Annotated in this window: 24 protein-coding genes; 18 read left to right on the plus strand and 6 right to left on the minus strand. The window is 44.4% G+C overall.

The genetic code is table 11. The features are described 5' to 3' along the window. Position 1: 1 nt before the first annotated feature. A complete protein-coding gene (locus ACFPQ4_RS13530) occupies positions 2-1111 on the plus strand; it encodes an LLM class flavin-dependent oxidoreductase (protein WP_378112391.1) in 1110 nt (369 codons plus the stop codon). A gap of 101 nt (positions 1112-1212) precedes the next feature. On the opposite strand, the gene ACFPQ4_RS13535 is transcribed toward ACFPQ4_RS13530, so the two are convergent. Next, positions 1213-1401, minus strand: coding sequence for a cupin domain-containing protein (locus ACFPQ4_RS13535; RefSeq protein ID WP_378112392.1), 189 nt, complete (start codon positions 1399-1401; stop codon positions 1213-1215). 63 nt (positions 1402-1464) lie between these two features. Here ACFPQ4_RS13535 and ACFPQ4_RS13540 point away from each other — a divergent pair, with 63 nt between their 5' ends. Beyond that, complete coding sequence (locus tag ACFPQ4_RS13540; protein ID WP_378112393.1) at positions 1465-2238, plus strand: DODA-type extradiol aromatic ring-opening family dioxygenase; 774 nt, start codon at positions 1465-1467, stop codon at positions 2236-2238. 1 nt (position 2239) lies between these two features. Next, positions 2240-3025 carry an SDR family oxidoreductase gene (locus ACFPQ4_RS13545; RefSeq protein WP_378112394.1) on the plus strand — a complete coding sequence of 262 codons (786 nt, stop codon included), beginning with the start codon at positions 2240-2242 and terminating at the stop codon, positions 3023-3025. Positions 3026-3164: 139 nt separating this feature from the next. Here ACFPQ4_RS13545 and ACFPQ4_RS13550 read toward each other — a convergent pair whose 3' ends face one another. Then, positions 3165-3599: an OsmC family protein gene (locus ACFPQ4_RS13550; protein ID WP_378112395.1), complete on the minus strand. Its 435-nt coding sequence runs from the start codon at positions 3597-3599 to the stop codon at positions 3165-3167. A gap of 242 nt (positions 3600-3841) precedes the next feature. Here ACFPQ4_RS13550 and ACFPQ4_RS13555 point away from each other — a divergent pair, with 242 nt between their 5' ends. The 9 genes from ACFPQ4_RS13555 to ACFPQ4_RS13595 all read left to right on the plus strand — a co-directional run bounded on the left by ACFPQ4_RS13555 (position 3842) and on the right by ACFPQ4_RS13595 (position 10272). Beyond that, complete coding sequence (locus ACFPQ4_RS13555; protein ID WP_378112396.1) at positions 3842-4138, plus strand: putative quinol monooxygenase; 297 nt, start codon at positions 3842-3844, stop codon at positions 4136-4138. Positions 4139-4217: 79 nt separating this feature from the next. Then, positions 4218-4661 (plus strand): ASCH domain-containing protein, encoded by a 444-nt coding sequence (locus ACFPQ4_RS13560; protein WP_378112397.1) that lies wholly within the window; start codon positions 4218-4220, stop codon positions 4659-4661. 34 nt (positions 4662-4695) lie between these two features. Further along, positions 4696-5727 carry an NADH:flavin oxidoreductase/NADH oxidase gene (locus ACFPQ4_RS13565; RefSeq protein WP_378112398.1) on the plus strand — a complete coding sequence of 344 codons (1032 nt, stop codon included), beginning with the start codon at positions 4696-4698 and terminating at the stop codon, positions 5725-5727. A 210-nt stretch (positions 5728-5937) separates the two neighbouring features. After that, positions 5938-6873, plus strand: coding sequence for a DMT family transporter (locus ACFPQ4_RS13570; RefSeq protein WP_378112399.1), 936 nt, complete (start codon positions 5938-5940; stop codon positions 6871-6873). Then, entirely contained in the window at positions 6870-8075 is a 1206-nt protein-coding gene (locus ACFPQ4_RS13575; protein ID WP_378112400.1) for a CynX/NimT family MFS transporter, read from the plus strand. Before ACFPQ4_RS13570 ends, ACFPQ4_RS13575 begins: the two co-directional genes overlap by 4 nt. A 40-nt stretch (positions 8076-8115) precedes the next feature. After that, positions 8116-8265 (plus strand): IS3 family transposase, encoded by a 150-nt coding sequence (locus ACFPQ4_RS13580; protein ID WP_378112472.1) that lies wholly within the window; start codon positions 8116-8118, stop codon positions 8263-8265. A 716-nt stretch (positions 8266-8981) separates the two neighbouring features. After that, positions 8982-9338, plus strand: coding sequence for an ArsR/SmtB family transcription factor (locus ACFPQ4_RS13585; protein WP_378112401.1), 357 nt, complete (start codon positions 8982-8984; stop codon positions 9336-9338). Further along, on the plus strand, positions 9325-9822 hold the full coding sequence (locus ACFPQ4_RS13590; protein WP_378112402.1) for an SRPBCC family protein: 498 nt from the start codon (positions 9325-9327) through the stop codon (positions 9820-9822). Before ACFPQ4_RS13585 ends, ACFPQ4_RS13590 begins: the two co-directional genes overlap by 14 nt. A 27-nt stretch (positions 9823-9849) precedes the next feature. Beyond that, positions 9850-10272 carry a VOC family protein gene (locus ACFPQ4_RS13595; RefSeq protein WP_378112403.1) on the plus strand — a complete coding sequence of 141 codons (423 nt, stop codon included), beginning with the start codon at positions 9850-9852 and terminating at the stop codon, positions 10270-10272. A gap of 214 nt (positions 10273-10486) precedes the next feature. Here ACFPQ4_RS13595 and ACFPQ4_RS13600 read toward each other — a convergent pair whose 3' ends face one another. Genes ACFPQ4_RS13600 through ACFPQ4_RS13610 form a run of 3 tightly spaced genes read right to left on the minus strand, consistent with a single transcriptional unit; the run spans position 10487 to position 14307 of the window. Next, positions 10487-13072, minus strand: a complete 2586-nt coding sequence (locus ACFPQ4_RS13600) for a S8 family peptidase (RefSeq protein WP_378112404.1) — start codon at positions 13070-13072, stop codon at positions 10487-10489. Further along, entirely contained in the window at positions 13065-14081 is a 1017-nt protein-coding gene (locus ACFPQ4_RS13605) for an AAA family ATPase (RefSeq protein ID WP_378112405.1), read from the minus strand. The genes ACFPQ4_RS13600 and ACFPQ4_RS13605 overlap by 8 nt, the downstream gene beginning before the upstream one ends. Then, positions 14068-14307 carry a helix-turn-helix transcriptional regulator gene (locus ACFPQ4_RS13610; RefSeq protein ID WP_378112406.1) on the minus strand — a complete coding sequence of 80 codons (240 nt, stop codon included), beginning with the start codon at positions 14305-14307 and terminating at the stop codon, positions 14068-14070. Before ACFPQ4_RS13610 ends, ACFPQ4_RS13605 begins: the two co-directional genes overlap by 14 nt. 139 nt (positions 14308-14446) lie before the next feature. Between ACFPQ4_RS13610 and ACFPQ4_RS13615 the strand changes: the two genes are divergently transcribed. Together ACFPQ4_RS13615 and ACFPQ4_RS13620 are read left to right on the plus strand one after the other, a co-directional pair. Then, positions 14447-14641 (plus strand): hypothetical protein, encoded by a 195-nt coding sequence (locus ACFPQ4_RS13615; RefSeq protein WP_378112407.1) that lies wholly within the window; start codon positions 14447-14449, stop codon positions 14639-14641. Positions 14642-14710: 69 nt separating this feature from the next. Next, positions 14711-15001, plus strand: a complete 291-nt coding sequence (locus ACFPQ4_RS13620) for a hypothetical protein (RefSeq protein ID WP_378112408.1) — start codon at positions 14711-14713, stop codon at positions 14999-15001. Positions 15002-15065: 64 nt separating this feature from the next. On the opposite strand, the gene ACFPQ4_RS13625 is transcribed toward ACFPQ4_RS13620, so the two are convergent. Further along, positions 15066-15320, minus strand: coding sequence for a helix-turn-helix domain-containing protein (locus ACFPQ4_RS13625; RefSeq protein WP_378112409.1), 255 nt, complete (start codon positions 15318-15320; stop codon positions 15066-15068). A gap of 126 nt (positions 15321-15446) precedes the next feature. Between ACFPQ4_RS13625 and ACFPQ4_RS13630 the strand changes: the two genes are divergently transcribed. The 4 genes from ACFPQ4_RS13630 to ACFPQ4_RS13645 all read left to right on the plus strand — a co-directional run bounded on the left by ACFPQ4_RS13630 (position 15447) and on the right by ACFPQ4_RS13645 (position 21574). Beyond that, positions 15447-16610, plus strand: coding sequence for a copper amine oxidase N-terminal domain-containing protein (locus ACFPQ4_RS13630; protein WP_378112410.1), 1164 nt, complete (start codon positions 15447-15449; stop codon positions 16608-16610). Between the two features lie 1773 nt (positions 16611-18383). Then, positions 18384-19310, plus strand: coding sequence for a hypothetical protein (locus tag ACFPQ4_RS13635; RefSeq protein WP_378112411.1), 927 nt, complete (start codon positions 18384-18386; stop codon positions 19308-19310). Then, a complete protein-coding gene (locus ACFPQ4_RS13640) occupies positions 19282-20550 on the plus strand; it encodes a toprim domain-containing protein (protein ID WP_378112412.1) in 1269 nt (422 codons plus the stop codon). The genes ACFPQ4_RS13635 and ACFPQ4_RS13640 overlap by 29 nt, the downstream gene beginning before the upstream one ends. Positions 20551-20563: 13 nt before the next feature. Beyond that, positions 20564-21574 carry a DnaB-like helicase C-terminal domain-containing protein gene (locus ACFPQ4_RS13645; RefSeq protein WP_378112413.1) on the plus strand — a complete coding sequence of 337 codons (1011 nt, stop codon included), beginning with the start codon at positions 20564-20566 and terminating at the stop codon, positions 21572-21574. The last annotated feature ends 14 nt before the right edge of the window (positions 21575-21588 follow it).

Consider the following 21588-nt stretch of genomic DNA (forward strand, 5'->3'; position numbering starts at 1 on the left):
TATGAGTAACGACAAGAACGGCGAGTATGTAGGGGACTTCGAGATTGGGCTGTACACGTTCGGCGATTTGGCCCCCGATTTGAATAAAGGCGGGGCGGCTAACGCCCATCAGCGCGTCAAAGAAATCGTGGCTGCTGCCAAACTGGCCGACGAAGCCGGTCTAGACGTCTTTGGCATCGGCGAGCACCACCGGCTCGATATGGCGGTTTCTTCTCCTCCGGTTGTTTTGGCCGCGATTGCCCAAGCGACCCGTAGCATCCGTTTGATTAGCGCGACAACAGTTTTGAGTACGGCGGATCCCGTTAAGGTGTTCCAAGACTTTGCCACTGTGGACCAGCTGTCGGACGGACGTGCCGAAATCATCGCCGGACGAGGAGCTTTCGTGGAATCTTTCCCGCTGTTCGGTTACGATCTAGATGACTATGAGCAGCTGTTTTCCGAGAAGATCGAACTGCTGCTTAAGCTTGGCAACAACGAGCATATTAGCTGGAACGGCCGATTCCGTACCCCGCTGGACCATGCGGAGATCGCACCACGTCCTGTTCAACAACGCCTTCCGGTATGGATCGGCGTCGGGGGAACACCGGAAAGCGCGGCTCGTGCCGGGAGGTTGGGAACGGGAATGTCGCTGGCGATCCTCGGGGGAGATCCGGCACGGTTTAAACATCTGGTCGATATTTATCGGCAAGCGGGAACTCAGGCTGGGCACGACTTACAGGACCTCAAGGTTGCCGTAGCGACCCACGGCTATATCGCGAAGACGACGGATCAAGCGTTGGATGAATTTCTTCCCCATTACATGGCTTACTTTGGGAAGCTGATGAGAGAACGCGGACGCGCGTTCACCATGTCCCGCGATGAATTAAAGCGGATGACCGGCGCCGATATGGCGCTTGCCGTGGGCAGTCCCGAGCAGATCATCGAGAAGCTCCTTTATCAGCATGAGGTGTTCGGACATTGCCGCTACATGGCTCAGATCGATATTGGCGGACAGCCTTTCGCCAAGGTTGCGGAAGCCATCGAGCTGCTAGCGAAGGAGGTCGCCCCGGTCGTAAGGAGAGAAATTCGCCGGCGGCAAGCGGGAACTCGGGATTCAAAGAACGGCGTGTAACGAATCGTCTTAACTTATCGGGGAACGGAAATAATAAAAGCAGTTGTCACGGCTCGAATTGTCCGTGACGGCTGCTTTTTCAGTTACAGCACACAAACCCCCTACAGAAAATCCTGTTCCTGGGCATCGCTAATATTGGATACCCTATGGGGAGTGCAGGCATTCCAGCTGAAGGAGTCGCCTTCTTCGCCTGTAGAAGAGCCGGGAGGAAACTCGACGAGCATCAATTTTGCGCCTTTGGCTGAGCTTAGATGCTCGACCTTGAGCTTCTCGATTCCGCTTGTCGTCACCTTGCGGTCTGCTTTGCGGACAATGATGCGCAGTTATCTACGAATAAGGAGTGAACAGACCTAATGATTCCATCCTATTTTTTCGCTCACGGAGCGCCGTCTCTTGTGCTTGAGCAGCATGACTATACGGAATTCCTGAAAAAATTCGCCGCTTCAACGCCTAAACCTAGAGCAATCGTGCTTTTCTCAGCGCATTGGGAGAGCAGGGAGCAATCGATCAGCACCGTGGATACGTACTCCACCATTTATGATTTTTCCGGTTTTCAAGATGAACTATACCAGATGACTTATCCCGCCAAAGGAGATCTGGCTATCAGTGAGGAGATTCAACAGCTTTTTGAGAAGAATGGTATCCCTAGCGTCATGAATCCGGAGAGAGGACTTGATCATGGGGCTTGGGCCGTTCTTAAGCTGATGTTTCCCGCCGCGGATATTCCGGTCGTCGCTTTGTCCGTCAACCGGTTTTTATCGAACGAGCAGCAGTACCAAATCGGGAAAGCTCTGTCGTCGCTGCGAGAGAAAGACATTCTGATCATCGGAAGCGGAGGCATCGTTCACAATTTGAGGATGCTGAATTGGCGTGGAGGAAATACACCTGAGGAGTGGGCAGTCGACTTTGACAATTGGATTCAGGAAAAACTGGAGAATTGGGACTTAGAGGCGCTGTTCAATTATGAAAAATTAGCTCCTTACGCCAGAGAGGCTGTTCCGACGAATGAGCATTTCATCCCATTGCTGCTTGCGATGGGGACCGGAGACAGCAACAGGCAAGCGAAGTTGTTGCATCGAAGTTATCAGTTGGGAACGTTAAGCCTAAGTTGCTGGGAGTTCAACTGATATGAATCTGGGCCTGACAGGGAAATCCGTGTTCGTAGCCGCATCTAGTAAAGGTCTGGGGAAAGCCGTCGCGCTCGAATTTGCCCGAGAGGGAGCGAGTCTGACGATCGCAAGCCGCAGTCGGGAGCAGCTTGAACAAACCCGAGACGAGATCCGGGCGGCGACTGGGCACGAAGCCGCGATTGTGCAGATGGATGTATTGAACAAAGAGGAGATCCGCCGCGCAATCCAGGCTGCTTCCGCAGGCGGGGGCCTGGATATCCTCGTCACCAATGCGGGAGGACCTCCAAGCGGTTACTTTTCGGTTATGGAGGACGAGGATTGGGTAGGCGGGTTTGAGCTCAGTCTTCTGAGCACCATTCGGATGATTCGAGAAGCTCTGCCCCCTATGCGGTCTGGGGGCGGCGGCAGAATTGTTAATCTCGCCTCCTCCTCCATTAAGCAGCCAATCGAAGGCCTTATTTTATCCAACGTGTTCCGGGCCGGCGTTCAAGCGTTGACCAAAAGTTTAGCATCGGAACTAGCAAATGACGGAATTCTCATTAATACGATCGCGCCGGGGAGAATCGCGACGGACCGGGTGAACGAGTTGGACAGCAAGAGGGCGGTGGACCGGAACACCTCGATCGAGGAAATTCAGGAGCAGGCAGCCTCGCTAATCCCGCTTGGCCGGATGGGCACTCCAGAGGAGTTTGCCCGTTATGTCGTATTCTATGGCTCATTTGCCAACACCTACGTAACCGGGCAAACCTTGTTAGTCGACGGCGGGATGCTGAAGGGAATTTAAATCGTATATGAATTGTATGCCCGATGTTTTTCTATAACAGAAAGAGACCCACAGACCGGTTGGTTGCGGTTGCTTTGGGTCTTAATGTTATATTAAAAAGGGAGTCACCATTCTTGAAAAAAGCGAGATAACGTTCACACTACTTGGAAGAAACTTTTCCTTGAACTTCAATTTTAACATCTGCTTTTTTCAGCATATTCCCCACTTCGCACCCCTTATCTGCAGCTTCCGTCGCTCTCTGTGCTGATTCTATCTGTTCTGGTGTTGCATTAGAAGATAAAACAATATGAGGATGATGTGTAATCTTAAACTCATTATCAGATATGTTTGCCTCAGAATGCACCGTAAGCTCCGCTACAGGCAGTTTTCTGCTTTCGAGCATGAACACAAGAGTTGCTGTATAACAAGTTGTCACAGACGAAACAAGTACCTCTTTTGGATGTGCTCCATTCCCGCTTCCCCCTAAAGGTGCAGGTATCGCAATTTTGGTGTCAATGAAATCTGTTTTAAGCGTTCCATTCCCCTTTACTCCACCATCCCAGGCACCATTCACCTTTACTTTCATGTCAGGCATCTCTATCACTCCTTCTGGAAAATAAATAACGTTCCTTATTATGCTCGTCATGTATGGTTCTTATTCGAGTCTGTCGTGAAACGTCGGCAGGAAGACCATCGTCAGCGAAAAGACAGTACATTGGTGTACCTGTTTTGGGGAAGAGTAGATACTGCAGCCTATATCAAAGCTGGCGGAAATGACTCGTTCTAGTTGTTGACCCCGGATGGGTGCATGAAATCACTGTAAAGAGGGGATTTTCTATGGAGAATGCGATTACGATAGTTGCCATTCTGAGTGCTAAAAAGGGAAGCGAACAGGTGCTACGGAATGAACTGATGAAAGTCGTCCCGCCTTCACTCGCTGAAGAGGGATGCGTTGAGTATATTCTGCATGAAAGTAAAGAAAATCCGGGGCAATTTGTATTTTATGAAACTTGGAAAGATGCAACGGCGCTTCAGGAACATCTCGCTTCTTCACACTACCAGGCGTTTCGCCAAGCTGTTGACACATTGCTGGTCAACCGGGAAGTACACCAGTTGAGTAAACTCATTAATTAAAACAAGGGAAGGGTACGGAAAGTCTGGAGAATGTTTGGGGAATAGTACTTCATTATGAACAGTAATGGAGCGTAGAGGAATGAAAGTATTATCCATGATTCAACCGTGGGCGACTTTGCTTGTCCAAGGCGAGACTCTCTATGAAACAAGATCCTGGAAGACCCGGTATCGCGGACCGTTGGCCATTCATGCAAGCCAGAAAGTCGATAAGCAGGCCTGCAAATATGAACTCATCCGTTCTTTACTCGCCAAGAATGGCTATACGGAACAAAACCTCCCTACGGGGGTTATCCTTGCAACCTGCGAGCTTACGAATTGTTATCAAGTCATCGACGCTAATCATACTTCAGCCATTCTGGATTGCGGGAAGGTCGTAACGGGGGATGACTTCCTGTTAGGCGATTACAGTCCAGGTTATTTTGCGTGGGAAATAGCGGGTTTCCGCCTGCTGAAGCCCTATATTCCAGTGAAGGGAAAACTGGGACTATGGGAATATCCGATCGGTGAAGAGTTAATGATATGACCTATGTAAACAATCAATTAATGGAGGTTCTGACTTGACCAATCACTTATTTTCTCCTTATGAAATTAAAGGTTTACAATTGAAAAATCGGGTAGTCATGGCCCCCATGTGCCAATATTCCGTAACCGCTAGGGATGGCAAACCCAACGAATGGCATTACGTTCACTACCTTAGCCGCGCAATTGGCGGTGCAGCCTTGATCATCATGGAAATGACGGACGTTGAGCCGGATGGTCGAATAACCGACTTTGATTTAGGGATTTGGTCCGATGACCATATTCCGGCATTTGCCAGAATTATTGATGGGGTTCATGCTCACGGGGCCAAGATTGGGATTCAAATTGCTCATGCCGGCCGAAAAGCGGAAGATGCTAAAGAGCCAGTGGCCCCTTCCGCTATACCATATCCGGGATCCCGCTATAAGATGCCCCGCGCACTTACAGTCGATGAGGTAAATCAGATGGTACAGCTCTACGCTGATGCAGCCCGCCGGGCTGTTCAGGCAGGCGTAGATATGATTGAGCTTCACGGGGCGCACGGATATTTAATTCATCAGTTTCAATCGCCTTTTACCAACAAACGCGAAGATGCGTATGGACAAGACCTGACCAAATTTGGGGTAGAGGTCATACAGGCGGTCAAAAAGGAAATGCCTGCAGATATGCCGTTATTTTTCCGAATCACTGCCGTAGAGTACGCGGATGGGGGCTATGGTATGGAACATGCCATTAAGTTATCTAAAGCTTACCATGCAGCAGGTGTAGATGTCTTTCATGTAAGTTCTGGCGGGGAAGGACCCGTAGGGGAAAGAAAGCCTGGCAACTACCCAGGTTATCAAGTTCCTTTTGCGCGCAAAATTCGGGAGGCTCTTGGGGTGCCCGTCGTAGCTGTAGGCATGCTTGAGGACCCGGCACTTGCTCAATCCGTCATCTGCAGCGAAGATGCGGATTTAGTGGCGATCGCCCGTGGCATGCTTCGAGATCCTTACTGGACTATCCATGCTGCTAAATCGCTTAGAAGTGAATATACCACCATTCCAAAGCAATATGAGCGGGCTTATCATTAGATATTGCCGAAGCTTATGTTTACTGCACTGAGAAGGTCATGAATATCTACGCGAGTAGAGTTCATGGCCTATTTTTCAAACAAGCTTGAACCAATATATTCAAAAATAGGGTAACTAAAAAAAAGTAATTTGATAACTAAAAAGAAGGGGCGTATGATTGATTCTTAAGATAATTTAATTAGATTAGAGAATAGGAGAATGGTAGCCAACATGAATAAATTATCACGATCCAAAACCATAAGTCTGGTCACTTTTCTTGTTATTGTATGGGGAATATCGTGGCCTATTTATAAAATCGCTCTTGAATATACGCCTCCTCTTCTATTCGCCGGATTGCGCACGTTGATCGGAGGAATATTATTAATCGTCGGCTATTGGCCCAAACGGAAAGAAATACGCTGGCAAGAAAACTGGCCGGTCTATCTGACTTCATCCCTGTTTAACGTCGCTCTGTTCTATGGGCTGCAGACCGTCGGGATGATGCATATGCCATCGGGATTGTTCTCGGTTATCGTTTATCTTCAGCCTGTCCTTGTCGGGATTTTGGCTTGGTTATGGTTAGGAGAATTGATGACGGGATTAAAGGTGACGGGCTTGATTATCGGGGTCCTTGGCGTGGCGGCTGTAAGCGCGGGAGGGTTATCGGGGCATATAGCTGTCCTGGGTATCGTATTGGCGCTTATTACGGCATTCAGTTGGGCTATCGGCACGGTGTATGTCAAAAAAGTGAGCTCGCGGATAGATTCCATTTGGCTGGTGGCCTTTCAATGTACAATCGGGGGAATCGCGCTGACTTCTGTTGGTTCGATTACGGAAAAATGGTCGGATATCGTGTGGAATGGGCATTATTTATTTGGACTTGTATTTGGGATCGTTTTTGGGATTTCGGCCTCTTGGGTTGTTTATTTTACGCTAGTGAATGCAGGCGATGCCAGCAAAGTTGCTTCTTATACGTTTCTCGTCCCGGTCATCGCCGTTATTAGCGGCGTGCTGTTTTTGAACGAAGCTTTTTCCAGCTACCTTTTGGTCGGGCTTGTTCTCATTGGAATCAGCATTTATCTGGTCAATCGCAAGCCAAAATCAAGCTTATCCCGGCCTCGTAAAGACAACTTAGCGACGGAAGATAGGAGGAGGTATTCGCTTTGATTATTGATAACGTTAATAAAGAAGTAGCCGTACGTTCCCGAGTCAGTATAGTTTTGCTGATTTTGGGGATTTTATTCATTGCAGCGAATCTTAGGGCACCCATCACTGGACTGGGTCCGTTGGTTGGATATATTCATTCCCAAACCCATTTGTCTAATACAATTACGGGCCTGCTTAGTGCTTTGCCGCTGCTCGCTTTTGCCATCCTTTCTCCGCTTGCACCCAAAATAGCGCACCGGATAGGGATGGAATTTTCCTTGATGGCAAGCTTGGTATTGTTAACGGCAGGCATCCTATTGCGATCGTTACCCTCCGTTACGGCTTTGTTTGTTGGGACTCTGGTCATTGGGCTTGCAATTGCGGTTGGGAATGTGCTTCTGCCTAGTTTAATTAAAAGGGACTTTCCTGACCAAGTTGGACCCATGACTGGAGCCTTCTCCGCATCCATGAATATATTCGGAGCGCTGGCCTCAGGAATAAGCATACCTCTCTCGGTTGGAGCCGGATTAGGTTGGAGAGGGTCATTAGGGTGCTGGGCATTGTTAGCAGGACTCGCGGTTTTGTGTTGGCTGCCGCAGATGCGGAGTCGCCGCACCTATGCCTCTATTCCAGCTAAAGGAGGCTCTGTCTGGCGCTCGAAGCTGGCCTGGCAAGTCACTTTGTTCATGGGTCTGCAATCTTTTCTGTTCTATATCAATGCCAATTGGTTACCGGAGCTGCTTCATGAGCGGGGAATGAGCATCGCTACCGCCGGATGGATGTTAGCTGGAATGCAGTTCATTAGTCTTCCGTTTTCTTTTATCGTTCCGATTATTGCTGCCCGGAATAAGAACCAAAGAGGTATTGTCGCGATGACCGTTCTCTTCCACCTTATCGGATATATTGGCTTGCTGACGGGGAATACGGAATTGACATGGTTATGGATGATTTGCATTGGAATCGCCGTAGGGTCAAGCATTAGTTTGGCTCTCGCTTTCTTCGGACTTCGAACAAAGGACTCCAGGCAAGCGGCGGAATTGTCAGGGATGGCTCAGTCGGTCGGGTATCTTCTGGCGGCGGCCGGTCCGATTCTGTTCGGATTTCTTCATGATGTCACGCATGCTTGGTCGTTATCCTTGATGACTCTTGTAATCGTCAGCGTGCTTTTGCTTCTTGTCGGTCTAGGAGCTGGGCGCAACGCTTACGTTTCTCAGGAAAGCTAACTTTTTGTCACAACGCGGCAATTGTTTAGATAACGCCGCAATGGAGAGTTTCTTCTCGCATCTCAAAGCGGAAGCACTCTACCCTCATGATATCCATTCCAAAGCAGAGGCACAACGAAGAATAGAGCAATTCATCCGTTTTTATATCGAGGAACGAATCCAAATCAAATTGAAAACTGACGCTGATTGAGTATCGACGTCAGCTGGCTTTATAGTGTTTTTCTCAATGCCCACAACTTGGGGTCTTGACCACAACAACTCCCATGTGGTTTTCTTTTTCTTTCTGGGAAACACAAAAATTTAAATCCAAAGGCGAGTTCCAGTTTCCCAGAAACTGTTTGTGTCTAAAAAGGTAATCGTTAACATAAAGCGGTCGTCGATGCAATTATTCTCAAACATCAACGAAGACCATCGGAATGCAGCCTAAAAGATCGGAAGCCAATTGGCTAAAAGCCCGTCAAATCAAGGTTTCTGCGGATTTCAACAAACCAAATCCGAAGGCAATTTGATCCGCGCATACGGGGCATGTGGAGTGCTGTGTGTCGCTTATAAGGGAGTAGTAATCCAAGAGCCGCATTTACCTAAACCATTGCCTAATCAAGCTTAAGTGAGAACAATGCTTGGGCTTTTTTTATGTGTAGAAATTACTTGCGATAACTTCTTAGCATAAGGATAGAGAACAGAATGAGCATTTGCTCAATAAAGAAAAACTGGAAGCCGCACTCTCAACAACAGTTGATACGGATGCACTGGGAGTGACCTGCATCCTCCTGGAGCCTTTGTATTGTGTTTCGCTTATATTATTGATTAAAGAAAAGTATTTACGTATACGTGGTACGCAATCAAAATTAACAAATTCGTTAATTAACAATTGACTTAAATAATAGTATACTTTACAATACCACTATGGATAAATTTACTGCAATTGCCGATCCATCAAGGCGGCGTATTATCGAGTTGCTCGCCGTACATGGCGAGTTGTCTGCAACTGAAGTTTGCAGCCATTTTCAAGTCAGTCCTCCGGCGATCTCGCGGCATTTGAAACTACTTCTTGATTCGCATGTCATCACAATGGAAAGGAGAGCACAACAACGAATTTATCGTTTGAACCCTGAAGCTATGCACTCCATTGAGGAGTGGGCCAAGCAGTACCGGCAGATGTGGGTTGAACGGTTTGACGAACTAGATAAACTTCTGCAACAAAGAGTAAAGAAGTTGATCTCGTTAAAAGAAGAAGGGAATGGGAACGATGGGGACAAGTAGCGAAACCAAATTAAACGTAGAACCGAGTAAACAGATCATTACGATTGAACGGGAGTTTGACGTGAACAGGAACATTGTTTTCGATGCTTTCACTGACGCTGAACTATTTGCCCAGTGGATGGGACCGAGCAGGCTTTCTTTAAAGCTGGAAACATTCGAGCCATACAATGGCGGATCATGGAAGTACGTTAACCAGGATGAATTCGGGACTTCTTATGTTTTCCGCGGTGTATTTCACGAGGTGACGAAGCCTGAACGTATTATTCAGACCTTTGAGTACGAAGGATTGCCTGAGAGGGGGCATGTAAAACTCGAGACATGGACTTTTGAGGAGCTGTCTGGAGGATGCACCAGGATTGTTATGGAATCAGTATTCCGCTCGGTTGAAGACCGTGACAATATGCTGCGATCAGGAATGGAAGAAGGCGTTATGGAATCCTTCGATCGGTTGACACTACTGTTAGGAAAATTAAAATCCAATTGATTTTATCGAACAAGGGAGAGGATAACATTGTCTATTCGTTTAACTCCATATGCGATAATGAACGGCAACTCCAAGGAAGCAATTAAGTATTATCAGGATGTATTAGGAGCAGAACTACTTGTCATGCAAACCTACGGCGAACTGCCGGGCGACGGTGGCACAATACCTGAAGCCGCGAAAAATATTGTCGCGCATGCCATGCTGAAAATTGGGGAGTCAAATTTCGTCATTTCAGACGCATTTCCCGGGGAGCCTTACATACAGGGTAACAATATAACGATTATTATTGGGATTGATGGGATCGACCAGACTAAAGTGATTTTCGAAAAGTTATCGAGTGATGGCGGACAAGTGGTGATGCCTTTGATGGAAACTTTTTTCACCCCTGCTTACGGCAAAGTAACCGATAAATTTGGAGTGAATTTTCAAATCATTTGTGAGAAAAAGTAACGATGTTACAATTTACAGAGATTACTTTCATTTAGCCAATATTGAGCATACAAACCATGTGGAGTGCTGTGTGTCGCTTAGAAGAATGTAGCATTTTGAGAGCCGCATTTACCTTATTGACAAGGGTTCAAGCTAAAAATATGCTTGAGCCCTTTTAATTTGCTATTTGAACTAAGTGCAGAAGCATGTTTACTTCTGCACTTATACTATGATATCAGTTGGGCGAACTTGGTGTAATAGGGACAAGTTCTCTAATTTTTGTAGTTATGCTTTCGTATACATCGATGTCTAGTTGCTCACATATTTCTTCAGCCAACTCGAATGTGACAAGTAGTGCATATTCAATATCTGGTATTGTGTTTTCTGCGTCCTCACGACAGTTTACCCTTATATTAACATAGTCATTGGGGTTCCACGCAGTTGCCTGATCTCCACAAAATATTTCATGTTGTGTAGTACCTCTTTGTACAGCTTTATAATCAGTATTAAGCCTGTTAGGCGTAAGTTTGTTATTCTCTATATTAAACCATAGATGAGCTGACCGATACTTTTGTTTGGATGGAGTAGTAGGTGAAAAGTAAGCAAGAGTCACTGTAAGCTTCCTGAAAAAACGTCTTGTGGTAAATTCAAATGGGACTGGAAGCTGATATACATGAGCCTTACCTTTCTGAAGAGCACCGTATCCGATTAATGTCATTCTGTTTTTAGCACATTCCATCACTCGGCTAATGTCAGGAACGCCATTTCCTAACCATCTATAAATTCGATTTTCTGCAATTCCCACAGCATTGGCAATAGCATAGTTATGATTCCATGTTGCTCCGTGAACAAGCATTGCCTTTATTAGTAAGGCATTGTAGTTATTCGGAACATCATCTCCAGTTTGTGTTAGAAAAATTTCTCGTAAGACAGAGTGGCATTTAGCCCCCTCATGTGAAACCTGCGCAGCAGCATCGCTAGTTCCAAATGAATAAGCAACTTCATTAATTTCATTGCTTTGACCTGGAGTGGCTACACAACATCCCGGTGGCTTTGTAGGTAACGGAATCCAACTAATTACTGTTGAACCTAGTGATTCTCTTACAAACTTTCTGCCACCATTATAGAAGATATCTGGTTTAATCGACCTATTATAACCTAGACCGATTGCTGAAACAGGACTAGGTAACGGTTGTTTATAAGGAAAAATAAATCTTTCATTTTCTGCAGCATCGGAAAAATCATTGAATAATGCCCCAATAGCAAGATTGTTAATACTCTCGGCTGGAGATAACAATCTGATGTTTCTGCTGTTGCTGTTTAAATTTTGTAAGATCATGGACTCCCTTTCATCGGGAGCAAGCTTCTTAAATTCGTCAAAAGGAATTCCGATATCAATTCCATGTTGATTATGATTTCCGGCACTAATAATAAACAAGATTTTATAAGTGTAGCTCAACCAATCAAGTAGACGCGCGAGAGGGCTCATCATGTTGATAAACACTCTGGAAGGGTCACCGAATGACAAATTAATTACTTTTATAGATGTGATGGCTCTACTGTTTTCGTCTCCAACAACAATTCTTCTAACAGCAGCATGTATTAAATCAATTAATAACACATCGTCAGGAGCGCATTCAGTTAGATTGTCATTGAAATCTCTCATGGGTTTTAAGATAGGTCTAATATAAACTTTGCTATCTAGGGGGGGACTGTTGCCATTCAAATCTCCATGAATTACTAGTGATGCCATTGCAGTACCATGGACTCTATCTCTAACAACATATTCATTTGCCCAATTATCAGGATCGTCAACAATTAGTCGGTTCGCCAAAAGAGAATGATTCTGCATAGGAAAACCATCTAGGATTGCCACAATAGGATTTTCGCTAATGTGATGTTCGGATACTTGGTGGGGAGTCTTAGTTGTGGTTTCTTGATCAAGTTCTGAGCGATAGAAGGGAAATGCAATTTGGCCGACAGGTCTAAAAAACATAATATCATCAACACGTGTTAGTGCAACTTCCTCGTAACTATTAACCAATAATTCAATCTGATTTCTGGGCAAAGTAACAAGAATAGCGTGATACATGATATCCGGAATGGCACATTCCGAAAGAACACGCCCTCCCATACTTTTTATAGCATTTGCTACAACTGAACAAGAATTATTTCTCTGTTCGGGCGTTTTTCTATAAAAGAGTTCAATTTCAAAATTGACATTTTCGTCTCCATTAAACTGAAGGCTTTCTTGCCAGTAATCTACTACTCTTGTTTCGTCAATGCGATCTTGGGGGCTCCAATACCTAATTTCTTTAAGTTGGTTAAACATATCCTTGACTCCATTAAAGCCCCGCCGAAATGCTATGTTGGGATTTTGAATATATTGTTTCCAAAGAGAAATTAGTTGATCTAATGCCTTTTTGTTTGTCATTACACAGTATAACTTCCCAGGCAGGTCGCCATCTTTTAAGTTACCTTTATTGTCGATTAAATAAAAGTCCTCATCTTTTTCTATTCCATCTAGGGTTATATCTAACATTAATTCTAAATCTTCAATGTTCTTAATCACGCTATAAAAACTATCTACTGATCCCACAGTTTCGAGGACCAGTGCGCTATCTGGGTTAATGCCTGAAGGTGAATTTTGAATCGCGATAGTCTTACTTTCAATAGCATTCTGTAATTCTTGGAATTTTGGAGATAGTTTAGACATCTGTTTCTCCATTGATGGTATTGCAAATTTAGGTGGTCTTCCATTAAGGTCTGCTTTTTTGGCTTCTTCAAATTTTTTGAATAGAATTAGTGGTCTTTCAGCCATTATCGTTCACCTCTGAATTATTGGTCGCTCTTTTAACTTTCTTTTGCGCTTCCCATAATCTGAGTGTACTTGATGTTAGATTTTTAGTATCTGTATTAGGAAGTTGCAATATATATTTTCTGTAAATTGACATTGCCAATTCTTCAGCTTCAGCGTAACTACACCCTAAGGCTTTTTTTGCTAATGTGCTGGGTTCAAAACCGAACTTGAAGCCCGTACGTCTCTCAAATTGTGAAAACCAAGATTCTAGATTAGCCCTGCTAGGATACGGTAACTCTAAGTGTAATTGGAATCTCCTCCAAGCGGCTTTATCCAGTAATCCTTCATGATTGGTTGCTCCAATAACAATTACATAGCTTGGTAACGAATCGATATGTAGTAAGAGTGAGCTAACAACCCTTTTTATTTCTCCTGTTTCATGTACGTCTCCGCGTTCTTTCCCTAATGTTTCGAATTCATCAAAAAACAGAACACAATGTCGAGTCTTTGCATAATCAAACAGCTTGGCGAGTTTAATTGCAGTTTCACCTAGATAGGCTCCAACGATACTTTCATACTTTACCGATAAGAGGGGGATCATCAGTGATTCAGCAATAGCTTCAGCTAATGAAGTTTTTCCGTTGCCCGGAGGACCAACAAATAACAATCTATTTCTGGGTTCCAGACCATATGAACGTAATAAATCTGCACGATTTTGTTCTTCAATAACTTCTTTACATGACTGCAAAACTGGTTCGGGTAAGATGAGTTGATCAAGTCTTTTTTTGGGAACTAGTTCGGAGAAAAAATTTTGCTCATTAGACACCTGTTTAACGAGTGGGAAACCAGCTTGATTGTTACGTATTTCATTTTTGGTGTTCTTGAGTAATTCCTCAATGCGATTAGCCACGATAGTATGCTGCTTTGCCCGTTCTTCAGCACATATTGCTTCTACTGCTCGTCTTAAATGTGGCATATCTCCAGAAAGACCATGTTTGATTACTTCAAAAAGCAAATCAGCTCGTGCCACTTGTTCCACCTACTAATTGTTTTTTTAATTCTGTAATAACTCCCGAGGATATTGATTTATTTTCACAGAAAGCCCATAGTCGATCTTTTGCCAAACGACTTGGGTTACTTTTATTATTTTCCCAGCGATTTATTGTTGAGAAGCTTATGTTCAATTCTCTTGCCAGTTGTTCTTGGCTAATTTCAAGTTCTTCCCTAATTTTCTTAATTATATTACTCAAAGACATTGTTTCACCTCCGAGTCTATAATTCATTATAGCATTTGCTATAGCATTATGGATAGTTCTGATTATGGCAAAATGACTTGCAGACGCTCCAAAATAGAGCTAACATACAACAAACTCAATAATTGGAGGGATTTTACTTATGGACAAAGTTATACCTTCAGTCCGCTATTCCCTGATAGGGCTCGAAGTGGACGGCACGACACTGGCGGAATTATTAGAAATGGCAAGACGCCATTGTAGGCTCATCCTTGAACATAGCAAGCCTCAAACTACTGTTGGCGGCGGGAAATCCGCGAAGAAATTGAGAGCTTACGATCTGAAAGGGAATCGTTAGTCGCTCAATTGAAAGTATCGCAAAAAAACCGCCAAATAGCGTGAACTTGATCGGTTGGGAGGGACTTTTATGGAAAGACATCTTTGGCTTGAATGGCTGAAACCCGCCTTTGATCAACGGTTCAATGAATTGGCGAACGTGATCGGTAAATGCGATGCAGGAAGAGCCTATCATCACCAGCAGCGGGACATAGAGCAACGATTAAAAGAAGAGCTTACCAATAACCAGTATCAGATTATTCTTGAATGGGAGGAGGCTCTAAATTATCGTAATGCAGTCGAGAAAGAAGCCATGTATATGGCAGGAGTCAGAGATGGGATGAGGCTAGTGAAGCAGCTTCACGACTGGATATCAGAATGAATGATGAAACCCGCCAATTTTCAATGATGGCGGGCTTTTACTTTTTCGTCTTGATGAGTAGTCATCAATCTTTTTTATTCTGCTCAGCGTATTCCATTTCAACCAGTCGAATGAAATCTGAAGGCTTGATGTTCAGTCCTTCGCAGAGATCAAACAACTTACTGATAGACGGCTCAGTTCTTCCGACTTCGACCATAGAGACATGCGATCGATCGATCTGACAGAGACCGGCAAGATCCTCTTGACTTAATTTTTGATTCTTTCGTAAACCTGCTATATGTTTCCCAATTATTAGTTTCAGTAGACGATGGTCGTTCAAAAGAAAAACTCCTTCTTTTAGACCATTGTCAAATAAGGTATAATATGAATACTAGATAAAGTAACCAACAAAATACCAATTAATGTATATTATCAATAATAGAACAAACGTTCAGAGGCTGATATTATGTCGTTGTGTATAATAAGAAAGAGGCTTTCCCTTACATTTATTGTGGTGCTATTATGTACGCTGATGTTGTCGGGCGGCGTTACAGCGGCGCAAGCTGCAAGCGCTTCTAAGCAAAGCAACGAGGTCAACGTTGTTATCAACGGTGTCAAGCAGAAGTTCGATCAACCCGCAGTTTCCGTTGAAGGTCGCACCCTAGTGCCATTAAGGGGTATCTTCGAAGCCCTTGGCGCTAAGGTAGAATGGAATGCCGCAGATCAAGTGGCACGAGGAATCAAGGGAGATATAGAGGTTCTCGTTCAACTCGGAAATAAATCGGCTTATGTAAACGGTTCGGAAGTCAAGCTCGATGTTCCTGCACAATCGATTAACGGCTCTACAATGGTACCGCTTCGTTTTATCAGTGAGTCGCTTGGGGCTGAGGTCAAGTGGGATGCCAACACAAGCACAGCTACCATCATAAGCGATGGAACAGCAGGACATGTTGTCGAGGGCAGCGGTATTGAGAATGCTCAGGTGAAATACGGCTCTGATTACTGGAAGTACGGGGTACAGATCAAGGTTCGTTACGGCGACCATGATTACGGGGTCAGAAGCCAAAAGGAATACGATGAGTCTATGAAGATTGTAGATTCAGCGTTAAAAAGCGACTTCGATGCAATCAAATTTGGTGGGGATAGGTATAACGAGTACTATCTTAAGTACTTGCAAGGAGATAGAGCGTCCAATTATGAGGAAGGTTCTGACGCACATTGGAAGCTGACTATAGCAGATAATAACTTGTCTGCCTTGGTAAAAGCGGGTGTTGACAGTAAAACCATCATTGAGGTTAGTAGACTCCAAGGATTGGCTCTTAGCTATACTTCAAAAGCCAGTTCCATTAATGGAGACGGTTCCCCGAGGTCAGTTTACGATACTTTAATTAACCTCGATGACGATTGCGATTCTTCTGCACAAACTCTTTCAGCTTTCTTCGATGCAAAAGGTTACACTACCGCAATCGTAGCAGGTAGTGGTCACGCAGAGGCGTACTTGAAGTTGAACGACACTTGGTTTCAGCTTGGTTCAGGAAGCTTCAAGAAGGTTAGTAATAGCTTAGAGAATCTAAGTTTCAGACCGGGCGTATCTGGAAGCACTTGGTTGATGTCTAAGCCTAACTTTTAATTGGTACTTTATACCTAGTAAGAGAGATGGTGTCTATTTAGACATCATCTCTCTTTATTTTTCCTGAATATTTAGGAGATCATTTGACTTTGGCATTTATATTTAAACATAAAACTATTTTATTGTAGTACAAATTCACCACCAATTTAAGGAGGAGTTTATGAGCATGAAGAGGTATGCGTCTTTTATCTTCGCTGTCTTCTTAGTGTTTTCTCTGTTTGCTTCTGTAGCCAGTGCTGAAGAAGCTACCGTAGCTTCTTTCTATTGTCTATAACTCTGTTCTATGGCTCTCTGTGGCTTTTACGGCTCGGGGATTAGCTTTCTCCTCCCCTAGTTTCCTCTCCCTTACACGACGGTTTTGTGGCGTTACTGGGCTTCTATAATGACGTGCTTACTTTATTGCTTTTGAATAAGCTACATGGGAAGTGGTATTTTATTTTGGGAACTGGTATCGGTGAAACTTGAAATCCCTTGATACTACTGGGTTTATCGGGGGTTGGAAGGTCGCTAATAGGAATTAATGAAGAATTATAAGGAATGGAATGGAATGGAACCAGCTTCGCTAGTTCCATTCGGAAAGGCAAGCCTATAAAAATTAGGGGTTTTGGAGGGCGGTAGCCCTCCCTATTTTTATAGGCGTTCCTTTATAGGCTCTCTTGGTATTTGGCTTTTAATAATATAGGCAATAGGGGTCGGTTTTAAAGTTAACAAGTACTAAGCCATGAGTTCTTAACCCTGCATCCGAAAGTATGGTATATGCACTCCATGATGATTTACTGTCAACGGCGCGAAAATTAATTTGGCGGTGCGAGATGGCAAGAAAACTGTGGAGTTTCGGTTTGATGGCTCAGTGTATGTAGGCTGAGCGAGCTGAATGGGTCAGCAAAAGATCGCTGGAAATTATGGCATCCATGCGCCATAATGATCTTTCATTTTCGCGATAAAATTGTCCGACAAATCAGGGAGTCGGATCATGGCTCGAGCCTTGATAGGACAGAGTTTATCGCGATAACGCTATCTAATGGAATGTACAGGAAGATCCCTCGCACAACAATATTATAAATTCTCCAGCTATATCCTCGGTTTGTGTATATTTCATCTCTCGATAGATTTAATGCGTAAAAACAGCAGTATAATGGCGACAAACTTGAAAATTACGGTAACATTGCAGTTTCACTTGTTGCTGAAATCTATAATAGTTGGTTCATATGAAGCGTACAAATCCGGCTGAGAATATTCGGTTATTCGGGATTTCTAAACAGGTAGCAAACATCGAATAATAGGTGACTCGACAAAGTCGGGTCGCCTATTTTATTTTGTGTTTTTTCCGAGATTCACGATCTGAAATGCTCGATGAGCGAGATACTTTTATATTCAGTTGCGCGGCGCAAGAATGGAGTACGGAAAATTCTGTTGAAGTATGGTCTTGGTAATTATCAGGGCGAGTTGGACGTCGGATTATTGTTGGCGCTTTATGGGGTAGTTGTTGCAAAAACCGGATAGCTTAAAAAATCTTCGTTTTGGAGTTGTTTGCGGAGAGCGCTTATATAAGTATCCGGCACGAAATAATGAGGCGTGTAATTGAGGAGGTGCGGGGGGTTGTTTAAGCAGGACTATGCCGGAAAAGGAACGAGTTGTTGGTTGCGTATGGCGAGTGTTAAATCCGCTCATGTGATGTTCCCAGCTTGAGGATTGTTGAAAACGGATTGGTCTTCTCGTCAGCCATGACCTCTCGCTTATTTATCTAAATATATTGGAAAGGACGTGACTTTATTGACCGAGCGTTTACTGATCCCAACATTAAAAGGTTATCGGGATATGTTACGTACAGCCGTAACAGAAGAAAATGAGTCTAAGGCGGTACTTTTTCATCCGAAGGTTGATGACTATGTACTCAAAAACGGTTGTCTGTATTGTCGGGGTTCTGCTCTGAGCTACGAGCAGATTATTTCACTCGTTTCAAACCCCGAAGTTAACAAGTCGTTAAAGGAGCCCATTTTACCTTATGCTCTTTTCTCTTTTATGTACAGCAAGGGCGACGTGCGTAACAATGCCCGCTTAGAAACGACAGAATCTGAACTTTGCTCATTCCTAGGTGTGAGTACAGGGGGCAACGGATTTAAGCTCATTGAAAAACTTCGTCACCTTCAGTATGTCTACGGTGAAATTCCTACTAGAGGCGTATTCCCCTTTCTGCAGATAGAAGAGCAACAAGCCGGCAGATACGTTCTAACCAGTGAATATCTCCACCATGTGCTGAATATGATGCTGGCTGAAAGTTTTGAGAAATATGGTCATCGGGCAAGGTATTACACGAATAAAGTTCACTCCGATATTGTAGCGGTACGAAATAAAACAGCTGCGGTGATTGTCATTGAACTCTCACACCTGATTGTGACTGCCGGACGTCAGGGCAAGCCGCATATGACGCTTCAAGAGCTGGTGTTGCGGATTCCACAGTTACTTGCTATCTGGACAAGTACACAACATAGGACAGGCTTTCGGAACCGACAGTTAAAACGCGCATTTGAACCTGTCGTTGATCTAATGAGAGAAAAGACCGCGCTTTATGATGAGTTGCTTGATCTTGACATTCAGATTCCTCGACTTGATGTAACGAATCCGAAAGCAGTCATTCGTATTTTGCATAATGGATACCGGGGGGCTAGATGTGGCGGGACCGAACAAATCATTCAATAAAAAACCGGATGTTATCGTAAATAACCGAGCCACATGGATACGCAAGCTCGAAGAATTCTTGAGAAGGTTGGAGATTGATGGGACGCATTCGTTCCTTCGCATCCCGAAGCATAGGTTCCAAGGTGCGGAGAAGAACAAACAAGTTCAGATGCTGAAAGCTCTACTGGACACTTTAATGAAGCAAGCGCAAGTTCCTACTGAACGCAACTTACATTGCCCCTTCCACGATGACCGTCATCCTTCTATGACGATGAGAAATCATGTGCTCCATTGCTTTTCGTGTCATGAGCCGGGAGAGACGAGAGACTTGTTCGATTTCGTCAAACTGTTCTTTGGAGCTAAAAGCTTCGCAGAGCAAAAATTGAAAGCTATTGAGTTGTTGGTTGAGGATGGCGCAAACATTGCTCGGACAATGCGTGTCAATACCAAGGCGACTCCTTCGAGTAAGAATACGGTTTCTAATATGAAGCGCCCGGCTTCAGCAAGTCGATCATTCTCGGCGTTGAACAGTCCATATTATAGGCGAGCATGGAATGATGAGGACAGTCGAAACTACCTCATTCAACGAGGGATTTCTGCGGGTAGTGCGGCACAGTACAACCTCAAGTGTTGGGAGTACAAAGGCACCAAATATTTGGTGATCCCATGCGACTCTTCTGACTTCATCGTGAGGAGGAATATGTTCGATTCAAAGAAAGAAAAGTTTTGGTTGATGAGAGGGGTGCCCGTTTCCCTGTTTAACAGCAACCGTCTGCAAATTAACGAATCTTGCCTATTCGTAGTCGAATCCGCGCTTGATGCGATCACCCTCGAGCAGATCGGTTATCCTGCGATCGCCCTCAATGGAACAAAGTTATATGGAAAACTGCTCGAAAAATCAAATGTGATCCGTTCGAATGGTTTATACCCGATTCTATTGATGGATAATGACGCTGCCGGAAAAGATTCGGGTAGAAAGCTCTTGGAGCAACTACGGGCAAAAGGGATTCGGGGTTATTTGCATGAGTATTCGGATGCAGGGATCGGAAAATTTCTTAACTCCACCAAAGATGTGAACGAGTCCTACCAACTTGATCCTGATGAAACAACAAATTCAGTTCAAGAGATTTTTCAAATTGCAAGCGAACTTAGCCACATTCAACCTGCAAATCCAGTGCATCCGGTTACGACTACATTTTCTAATCCACTACTGAAGTTCGGTATTGCGGATATGAGAATCGAATTTCCTAAACAAAAGTAAGGAGCGAGTTGGAATGGAAAATATCGTTAATATTCTGACTAATGATGAAATGTCACATGAAGAAAAAGTGAAGAAGGCGCAAGAGCGCCTTCTTGAGAAGAACTTGGGCAATGGCAACAATTTAATGATGATGCTTGACCGGATCAAAGATTATGGGAGAGCGATTCCAACAGGTTATTCAGAAATTGACGATTTACTAAATGGCGGCTTTCGACAGGGAGTTAGCATTGTTGCCGCACCGCCGGGAATGGGAAAGTCTACGTTTGCCATCCAGCTTGCAGAGCAATTTAGCTCTGCAGGCGTCCAAACGGTGTACCTCTGTAACGATATGTCGGAGGAGGAGACGATCAGCAAAGCCGTTAGTCGACATACGTATCATGGTGCAGGCGAACAAGGCTTTAGCGCGGCGCAAATTCTCGGAGGGCAAGTTATGGCTTCTCCCCTCTTCCATCAAGCATGCGAACAGTTTCAGAAAAATGCAAAAATGTTGCGGATTGAAGGTGATGAGTTCAGCCGAGATCTCCAACAGATCAAAATGTTACTTGAAGTATACGGCGCCTACGGAACAAACGATTATACAGTTGTGATTATCGACTACCTCCAAAACATTCAAGTGGAGCAAGCCAGCAACGCCAAGGAGCGCCTCGATATTTTGGTCAAAGAACTGAAGTCCTCAGCCAAGAGACTGGGGCTGATCATCATTGCGATTTCGAGTGTCAACCGAGGTTCGTACCATTACGGGATCAAGATGGAAAGTCTCAAGGAATCTGGAGATATTGAATTCGGCGCTGATCTTATACTCGGCATTCAATATGAAGGAGTCGAAAATGCCGATTTTGATGAACGTGCAGCCGCATTAGAACCAATCCGCAATATGGAGCTAGTCGTTCTAAAGCACAGATTGGGTGGCGCTGGAACATCCGTTCCGATCAAATTCTATCCTAAATACAGTGCTATTCCTTGGTACGATCAAACACCGAAGCTTCGAAAGACATCGCTTGATAGGCTGCTCAAGCGGAATTAACAGCAGGGGACTGT

It is taken from the genome of Cohnella yongneupensis, assembly GCF_042655785.1.
GTDB lineage: Bacteria > Bacillota > Bacilli > Paenibacillales > Paenibacillaceae > Cohnella > Cohnella yongneupensis.